7 protein-coding genes are annotated in these 8,646 nt (G+C 71.5%); 3 read left to right on the forward strand and 4 right to left on the reverse strand.

Annotated features, from left to right (window positions below):
* The first annotated feature begins 93 nt into the window (after nt 1-93).
* From ACESL7_RS09705 to ACESL7_RS09715, 3 genes are read left to right on the forward strand one after another with little or no spacing between them, the layout of a single operon-like run.
* Nucleotides 94-831 carry an RNA methyltransferase gene (locus ACESL7_RS09705; protein WP_372893125.1) on the forward strand — a complete coding sequence of 246 codons (738 nt, stop codon included), beginning with the start codon at nt 94-96 and terminating at the stop codon, nt 829-831.
* A gap of 58 nt (nt 832-889) precedes the next feature.
* The gene (gene ctaA / locus ACESL7_RS09710) at nt 890-2,035 is read left to right on the forward strand and encodes a heme A synthase (RefSeq protein ID WP_372893126.1); all 1,146 of its coding nucleotides are present in this window, start codon (nt 890-892) and stop codon (nt 2,033-2,035) included.
* The gene (locus tag ACESL7_RS09715) at nt 2,032-3,501 is read left to right on the forward strand and encodes a carboxypeptidase M32 (protein ID WP_372893127.1); all 1,470 of its coding nucleotides are present in this window, start codon (nt 2,032-2,034) and stop codon (nt 3,499-3,501) included. Before ctaA ends, ACESL7_RS09715 begins: the two co-directional genes overlap by 4 nt.
* A 320-nt stretch (nt 3,502-3,821) precedes the next feature.
* Here the strand turns inward: ACESL7_RS09715 and ACESL7_RS09720 are convergent, their stop codons facing one another.
* The 4 genes from ACESL7_RS09720 to ACESL7_RS09735 are packed head-to-tail and all read right to left on the reverse strand — an operon-like array spanning nt 3,822 to nt 8,538.
* Nucleotides 3,822-5,675, reverse strand: a complete 1,854-nt coding sequence (locus ACESL7_RS09720) for a DUF294 nucleotidyltransferase-like domain-containing protein (RefSeq protein WP_372893128.1) — start codon at nt 5,673-5,675, stop codon at nt 3,822-3,824.
* 54 nt (nt 5,676-5,729) lie between these two features.
* A complete protein-coding gene (locus ACESL7_RS09725; protein WP_372893129.1) occupies nt 5,730-7,520 on the reverse strand; it encodes a sodium:solute symporter family protein in 1,791 nt (596 codons plus the stop codon).
* A gap of 4 nt (nt 7,521-7,524) precedes the next feature.
* Nucleotides 7,525-7,803 carry a DUF4212 domain-containing protein gene (locus tag ACESL7_RS09730; RefSeq protein WP_372893130.1) on the reverse strand — a complete coding sequence of 93 codons (279 nt, stop codon included), beginning with the start codon at nt 7,801-7,803 and terminating at the stop codon, nt 7,525-7,527.
* 48 nt (nt 7,804-7,851) lie between these two features.
* Nucleotides 7,852-8,538, reverse strand: coding sequence for an adenylate kinase (locus tag ACESL7_RS09735; protein WP_372893131.1), 687 nt, complete (start codon nt 8,536-8,538; stop codon nt 7,852-7,854).
* Between the last annotated feature and the right edge of the window lie 108 nt (nt 8,539-8,646).

Consider the following 8,646-nt stretch of genomic DNA (forward strand, 5'->3'; position numbering starts at 1 on the left):
ATTTTTCGTACGAAAAATCGCGGGACGGCCACGCCTGTGATGCAGGAGATTTTTCGTACGAAAAATCTCCGCGGCGCCAATCCGGGAAACACGATGGACCGCCAGCCCGCCTTCGTCCTCGTCCGCCCGCAGATGGGCGAGAACATCGGCGCCGCGGCGCGGGCGATGTGGAACTTCGGCCTCGACCGGATGCGCCTCGTCGCCCCGCGCGACGGCTGGCCCAACCCGGCCGCGGGCGCCACGGCGAGCGGGGCGGGGCGGCTGCTCGACGCCGCGCAGCTTCACGACGATACGCCCGCCGCGATCGCCGATGCGACGCATGTCTACGCCACCACCGCGCGCCCGCGCGGCATGACGACGCCGGTGATGAGCCCCGAGCGCGCGATGGCCGATGCCGCCGCGCGCCTCGCCGGGGGCGAGCGGGTGGCGATCCTCTTCGGACCGGAGCGCGCGGGGCTCGAGAACGACGACATCGCGCGCGCCAACACGATCATCACCGTGCCCGTGAACCCGGAGTTCCCGAGCCTCAACCTCGCGCAGTGCGTCCTGCTGACCGCCTACGAATGGCGGCGGCAGGCGGCGGCGGTCCCGCATGAGGCCGTCGTACCCGGCCCCGACGGCCGGGCCGAGGCGGGGGAGGTGGCGCGGCTCGCCGATCACTACGAGGCGCGGCTCGACGAGGCGGGCTTCTTCTTTCCCGCGCACAAGGCCGGGAGCATGCGGCGCAACCTGCGCAACCTCTGGTCGCGGATGCCGCTGACGAAGGCGGACGTGCGCATCTTCCACGGCATTCTGCGGCAACTGGTGCGTCACCGGGACGGGCCGCGCTGAGCTTGCCGCCGCCCGCGCGCCGACATAGGTATCGCGGCGGACAAGCGGAGGCGGGGGCATGGCCGAGAAACGCAAGCTGTTCGAGGAGGTCGGGGCCGAGGCCCGGCCCGGCGCCGCACCGCGCGGCGGCATGATCGACGCGGGACGGCGCGGTGCGCGCGGCGCGGTGCGGGTCTGGCTGATGATCCTCTTCGCGCTGGTCGTCGTGATGATCGCCGTCGGCGGGCTCACCCGGCTCACCGATTCGGGGCTCTCGATCACCGAATGGGCGCCGATCTCGGGCGCGATCCCGCCGATGAGCGCCGAGGACTGGCAGCGCGAGTTCGACGCCTACAGGCAGATCCCCGAATACCAGCTTCAGAACAAGGGCATGAGCCTGTCCGAGTTCAAGTTCATCTACTGGTGGGAATGGGGCCACCGGCAGCTCGGCCGTGTGATCGGGCTGGTCTGGGCCGCGGGCTTCCTCGGGTTTCTCGTCACGCGGAAGATGCCGCCGGGATGGACGGGGCGGCTCTTCGTCCTCGGTGTCCTCGGCGGGCTGCAGGGGGCGATCGGCTGGTGGATGGTGGCCTCGGGCCTCGAGGGCACGATGCTCGACGTGGCGAGCTACCGCCTCGCCACGCATCTCGGCCTCGCCTTCGTGATCCTCGGGCTCATCGCCTGGCATGTCATCCGTCTCGGGCGGGAGGAGCGCGAACTCCTGCAGGCGCGGCGCCAGCGCGAGGGGCGGCTCGCGACCTGGGGCGCGGCCTTCGCCGGGGTCGCCTTCGTGCAGATCCTCGTCGGCGCGCTGGTGGCCGGCATCGACGCGGGCCGCAACTACACCGACTGGCCGCTGATGGCGGGGGGGCTCTTCCCGCCCTATCCCTTCCAGCTGGAGCCCCTCTGGCGCAATTTCTTCGAGGATGACGGGCTCGTGCAGTTCATCCACCGGATGGCCGGCTACGCGCTCGTCCTCTTCGGAGTCCTCCTCTGGTGGATCGCACGGCGCTCGCCCAATCCGGCGACGCGCTTCGCCTTCAACGCGGTGCTGGCGATGGTGCTCGTGCAGCTCGTGCTCGGCATCCTGACGGTGATCTACGCCGCGCCCTGGCACCTCGCGATCCTGCACCAGTTCGGCGCGGTGGTGCTCTGGGTGCTGGCGCTCTGGGCGCGCTTCCGCGCGCTCTACCCGGTGGCGCAATCGGTGCGGGGGACGGCATGACCGCCTATGACGATCTGATGGCGCATGCGCGCGAGACGGAGGCGCTCGCGCAGGTGGCCGGGCGCCTGGGCTGGGACCAGGAGACGATGATGCCGCGCGCCGCCGCGCCCCAGCGGGCCGAGGAGATGGCGGCGATGGAAGCGGTGCTGCATGCGCGGCGCACCGATCCCCGCGTGGCCGAATGGCTCGCCGAGGCGGAGGCGCCGGATGCCGCGGGCGCCGCGCAACTCCGCCTCATCCGGCGGGCGCATGCGCGCGCGGCGAAGGTGCCCGCGCGCCTCGCCGCCGAGCTCGCCCGCGTGACCAGCCGCGCGCAGGGCGTCTGGGCCGAGGCGCGGGCGACGGAGGACCCGGGCGCCTTCCTGCCGGTGCTGGCGGAGGTGGTGGCGCTGCGCCGCGAGGAGGGCGCGGCGCTCGCCGAGGGCGGCGACGTCTACGACGCGCTCCTTCAGGACTACGAACCCGGCACCAGCGCCGGCGAGATCGAGACGATGTTCGCGGCGCTGCGCCCGCGCCTCGCGGAATTGCGCGCCGCGGCGCTCGACCGCCCCGCGCCGCCGGCGCTCACGGGGCGGTTCGACGAGACGGCGCAGCATGCGCTCGCGCGCGAGCTGGCCGGGGCCTTCGGCTACGACCTGAGCCGCGGCCGCATCGACACGGCGGTTCATCCCTTCAGCTCCGGCTCGGGCCTCGACGTGCGGATCACCACGCGCACCGATCCGGCCGATCCCTTCAACTGTCTCTATTCGACGATCCACGAGGTCGGCCACGCGACCTACGAGCAGAACATCGACGACGCCTACCTGCTGACGCCGGTGGGGCAGGGCGCCTCGATGGGCGTGCACGAGAGCCAGAGCCGTCTCTACGAGAACCAGCTCGGCCGGTCGCGCGCCTTCACCGGGTGGCTCTTCCGGCGCATGCGCGAAAGCTTCGGCGAGATCGGCGTCGCGGACGAGGATGCCTTCCATGCCACTGTCAACCGCGTGCACCGCGGCTTCATCCGCACCGAATCCGACGAGCTGCAGTACAACCTGCACGTCCTCCTGCGCTTCGATCTGGAACGCGCGCTGATCGCGGGGGACCTGGCCGCGGGCGATCTGGAGGGGGCATGGAACGACCGCTTCGCGGCCGATTTCGGCTACGCGCCCGAGCGGCCCTCGGACGGGGTGCTGCAGGACGTGCACTGGTCCGTCGGGCTTTTCGGCTACTTCCCGACCTACACGCTCGGCAACCTCTACGCGGGCTGCCTGCACGCCGCGCTGCGCCGCGACCTGCCCGATCTCGACGACCGGCTCGCCGAGGGCGACCCGTCGCCGGCGACGGCGTGGCTGCGCGCGCGGGTGCAGCGCCACGGCGGTCTGATGGAGCCGCGGGCGCTGATCGAGGCGGCCACGGGCGAGCCGCCCTCGGAGGGGCCGCTGCTGGCCTACCTCGAGGCGAAGTTCGGCGAGCTTTACGGGCTCTGAGCGGCCCCGGCGCCAGCGCCGGGGCGTGTCGACGCCGGACGATGACGCGCGCGGCGGAGAGGGTGGCGGGCGCTCGTAGGGGACCTCGATGACCGCGCGGGGCTGTCCTCGGCCACGGGCGTCAGGCAGCCGGTTTCAGTCTGCCCCCGGAACGGGGCCGGGCTTCGGATCACGCGTTCCTGCGTGGTGGCCGCCGTCGTTCACGGGCGCAGGGGAGCCCGCCCGCCACGCCGCGCTTCCGTCGATCCGCTGTCGGGGAGGGGCAATGATCCCGCGCCTCCGTGGCAGACCCCCGTGCAGGAACATCCGACTTCGGGACTTTACGACAGCGCGCCCTTTCCGTGGCCGAGCGCGGACTGCATCGTGCGCACGACCACGAAGGCCTCCCGCAGGTGGCTGCGCTCGAACTCCGAGAGCTCCGACGGGGCCATGTAGTTGTCCGGCGCCGCGCCGCGCGCGATCTGGCGCGCCTGATGGCCGAGGCGTGTCGCCGCGATCAGGTCCCAGGCGTCGATCAGGTCGCGTCCGCCGGCCCCCGAGACGATGCCGGCGGCCTGCGCCGCGGTGAGCCGGGCGCGCGTGCCCGCGTCCTCGATCCGGCCGGTGAGCGCGTAGACGCGGGCGAGATCGACCACCGGCACCACGCCGTTCAGCTTCAGGTCGATCTGGTGGCGGTGCTCGCCCGAGCGGATCGTCGCGAAGCCGCGCAACAGCCCGAGCGGCGGCGCGTGCTTGAGCGAGTTGGCGACCATGTGCGCGGTGAAGATCGAGTTCTTCGAGGCCGCCTCCAGCGTCTCGCGGTGCAGGCCCTCGAAGAGCGTCGCGTCGCCGCCGATGGGCCGCAGGTCGAACATCACCGAGGCGAGCATCTGCGCCTCGGGCGAGGGCCGCGCGATCCAGCCGGCGAAATAGTCCCGCCAGACGTGGACCGGCTGACGCCAGCGCGGGTTGGTGGCCATCATGTCGCCCGGGCAATAGACGTAGCCGCAGGTGGCGAGACCGTCGGAAACGAACCGCGCGAGGCGCTCGAAATAGGGCATGTCGGCGTCGGTGACTGCGTCGCTGAGCATCAGGCAGTTGTCCTGATCCGAGATGCCGGTCTGTTCCTGCCGGCCCTGGCTGCCGCAGGCGAGCCACAGGTAAGGCGCGGGCGGCGGGCCGAACCTTGCCTCGGCCAAGGCGAGAAGGCGGCGCGTCGCGGCGTCGGCGACATCGGTGATCTGGCGCGTCACGGCCTCGGGCCGGGCGCCCGCGGCGACGAGTTGCGCCAGCAGCTCGGGCAGCCGCGCGGTCACCCGCGCCATCGCGTCGGCATCCGGCGCCTCGGCCACGCCGCGCACGAGCTCGCCCGCGCCGAGCGCCTGCGCGCGCGTCAGGTCGGTCTGGGTGATGATCCCGACGAGCCGTCCGCCCTCGACCACCGGCACATGGCCGACCCCGCGCTCCATCATCAGCGCCAGCACGTCGGAGCCGAGCGCCGAGGGCGGCAGCGCGATCGGTGCGGCGGTCATGATCTCGCCCACCGGCGTCTCGGGGTCGCGCCCCTCGGCAAGGAGCCGCCCCGTCAGGTCGCGCAGCGTCAGCAGGCCGAGGAGCCGGCCCTCGCGTTCGACGCAGAGCGAGGAGATTCCGCGCGCGTGCATCCGCGCCGCGGCCTCGCGCGAGGGCGTCTCGGGCGGGCAGGTTTCGGGCGAGGCGGTCATCAATGCCGAAACGGCGAGGCTCGCGAGATCGGTGCGTGCCGTCGCGCGCGCCGGGCCGGCGGAGAAGAACCGGCCGAAGGCCGGCACCTCGCGGCAGAGCGCGCGGAACTCGGCGCCCTCGAGCGTGAGCACCACGCAGGGGGTCGTGGCGCGCAGCGCCGTGCGCGTGGGTTCCTGGCGGAGCGCCCCGCGGCGCGAGAGCGTCGCGCCCGGGGCGAGTTCGGCGACGGTCGCGCCGTGCGCGTCCAGCCGCTCGGCGCGGCCCGTGCGCAGCACCGCCACGAAATCGAGCGTCTCGCCCACCGCGTAGAGCGAGGCGCCCTCGGCGAGGCGGCGTCGGCCCATCTGGCGCGCGAGCGCCTCGAGGCGCTCGCCCGGCAGAAGGTCCCAGGGATGCGCGGCCGCCAGAAATGCCGCGTCCGCCTCCGGGTCGGGGGCGGGTGCGGGCGGCGTGGGGACAGGCTCGGTCATGTGCCGTGCCTCCTGAAAAGGGCAGGGCGGGCCCGTGGGCCCGCCCCTTTCGCGTCAGTGATCCTGCTGCGCCTCTGCGGCGCCGCGGGGCACGCGGACGCTCTCGACGAGCTCCTTGATTTCCCGCGGGGTGTCGGCCGTCGACAGCGAGACCGCGTAGGCCACCGCGAAGTTCAGCACCGCGCCGATCGCCCCGATCGCCGTGGACTGGATACCGAAGAGCGAACCCTCCACCGTATCCGGGAAGCTGTTGGTGTCGGGGATGAAGAACCAGCCCTTGTGCAGGAAGATGTAGACGAGCGTGAAGATCAGGCCCGTCAGCATCCCCGCCACCGCGCCGTGGTTGTTGATGCGCGTGGAGAAGATGCCCATCATCAGCGCCGGGAAGATCGAGGCCGCCGCGATCCCGAAGGCCAGCGCCACGGTCTGCGCCGCGAAGCCGGGCGGATTGAGGCCCAGATAGCTTGCCACCACGATCGAGAGCGCCATGGCGATCCGCGCGGTCAGAAGCTCCCCCTTCTCGGAGATGTTCGGCGTGAGCTGTCCCTTGAACAGGTCGTGCGCCACCGAGCCCGAGATCGCGAGCAGGAGGCCCGCCGCCGTGGAGAGCGCCGCGGCGATGCCGCCCGCCGCCACGAGGCCGATCACCCAGCCCGGCAGGTTGGCGATCTCCGGGTTGGCGAGCACGAGGATGTCGCGGTTGAAGTTGGTGAGCTCGTTGCCCTCCCAGCCTTCCTCGGCCGCGCGCTCCTGCATCTCCGGGGCATCGTCGTTGTAGTACTGGATGCGCCCGTCGCCGTTCTTGTCCTCGAAGCCGAGAAGCCCGGTCTCCTGCCAGGTCGCCATCCAGTCGTAGGCCGGATCGCTCTCGATCTGCTCGATGCTCACCGCCTGCTGCTCGGTGCCCTGCGGCCACATCAGGTCGGTGATGTTGAGCCGCGCCATCGCGCCCACGGCCGGCGCCGTGAGGTAGAGAAGGGCGATGAAGACGAGTGCCCAGCCCGCCGACCACCGCGCGTCCGAGACCTTCGGCACGGTGAAGAAGCGGATGATGACATGCGGCAGGCCCGCGGTGCCGATCATCAGCGACAGCGTGAAGAGCACCATGTTGATGGTCGAACCATGATGCTCGGTGTAGCTGTTGAAGCCGAGGTCGGTCACGATCTGGTTGAGCTTAACCAGCAGCGGCTCGCCGCTGGCCTGGTGCTCGCCGAACAGGCCGAGCGCCGGGATCGGGTTGCCGGTCAGCTGCAGCGAGATGAAGATCGCCGGGATCGTGTAGGCGGTGATCAGCACGCAGTACTGCGCCACCTGCGTGTAGGTCACCCCCTTCATGCCGCCGAAGACCGCGTAGGCGAAGACCACGCAGGCCCCGATCAGCAGGCCGGCGGTGTTCGAGATCTCGAGGAAACGCCCGAAGGCGACGCCGACGCCCGTCATCTGCCCGATCACGTAGGTGACCGAGGCCACGATCAGGCAGAGCACCGCGACGAGGCGCGCGCTCTTGGAATAGAAGCGGTCGCCGATGAACTCGGGCACCGTGAACTTGCCGAACTTGCGCAGGTAGGGCGCGAGCAGCAGCGCGAGCAGCACGTAACCGCCCGTCCAGCCCATCAGGTAGCTGGAGTTGTCGTAGCCCGTGAAGGCGATCAGACCCGCCATCGAGATGAAGGAGGCCGCCGACATCCAGTCGGCCGCCGTGGCCATGCCGTTGGTGACCGGGTGCACGCCGCGGCTCGCCGCGTAGAACTCGGCGGTCGAGCCCGCGCGCGCCCAGACCGCGATGCCGATGTAGAGCGCGAAGGAGGCGCCCACGAAGAGAACGTTGATCGTAAACTGGTCCATGATCTCACTCCTCGTCCACGCCGTGCTCACGGTCGAGCTTGTTCATCCGCCAGGCGTAGAAGAAGATCAGCGCCATGAAGACGAGAATCGAGCCCTGCTGCGCGAACCAGAAGCCGAGGTCCGTGCCCCCGACCGGAATGCCCGACAGAAGCGGTCGCAACAGGATGCCGAAGCCGAAGCTCACCAGCGCCCAGATCACCAGGCTCCACTTGATCACTCTCAGGTTTGCCGTCCAGTAGGCCTTGCCCGACTCGGCGGCCCCCTCGTTCGTTTGATCCGCCATCGGCGGCTCCTCCTCTTTTGTCGTGTGCGCCGGGTCGGGCGCGGTGGGTCAGGCCTGCGCCCGCTGCACGATCGCGGCGAGCTCCGCCGCGATCCGGTCGATCTCGCCCATGGCGTCGATGCGCTCGAGCTTGCCCTGGGTGTCGTAATGCGCCGCGAGCGGCGCGGTCTCGCGGTGGTAGGCCTCCAGCCGCGCGGCCACGGTCTCCGCGCGGTCGTCGGCGCGGCGGGTGAACTCCGTGCCGCCGCAGCGGTCGCAGGTGTCCGCCACCGCCGGGCGCTTGGCGCTGTCGTGATAGCCCTCGCCGCAGCCAGCGCAGGTGAAGCGGCCCGCGATGCGGTCCACCATCGCCGCGTCGTCCACCTCGAGGCTGATCGCCGCGGCAAGCGCGCGGCCGCGTTCGGCGAGAAGCCGATCGAGCGCCGCCGCCTGCGGTGTCGTGCGCGGGAATCCGTCGAGGATCGCGCCCTGTGCGCAGTCCGGCGCGTCGAGCCGCTCGGCGAGGATGGCCGTCACGATCTCGTCGGAGACGAGGTCGCCCGCGTCCATCACCGCCTTCGCCGCCTGTCCCGCCTCGGTGCCCTCGGCCACCGCCGCGCGCAGCATGTCGCCGGTGGACAGCTGCACGAGACCGAAGGCCTCCTGCAGCTTGCGCGCCTGCGTGCCCTTGCCCGCGCCCGGCGGGCCGAGCAGGATCAGCACCGGGCCGGTGGCCCCTGTCGCCGTGCCGTCCATCACGCGCCCTCCCTGTTCATCCTGTTTTCGACGAGGTCGTCGACGACGGCGGGCTCGGCGAGGGTGGAGGTGTCGCCGAGGGAGTCGGGGTCGTTCTCGGCGATCTTG

Source organism: Rhodosalinus sp. (genome assembly GCF_041685465.1).
Classification (GTDB): domain Bacteria; phylum Pseudomonadota; class Alphaproteobacteria; order Rhodobacterales; family Rhodobacteraceae; genus Rhodosalinus.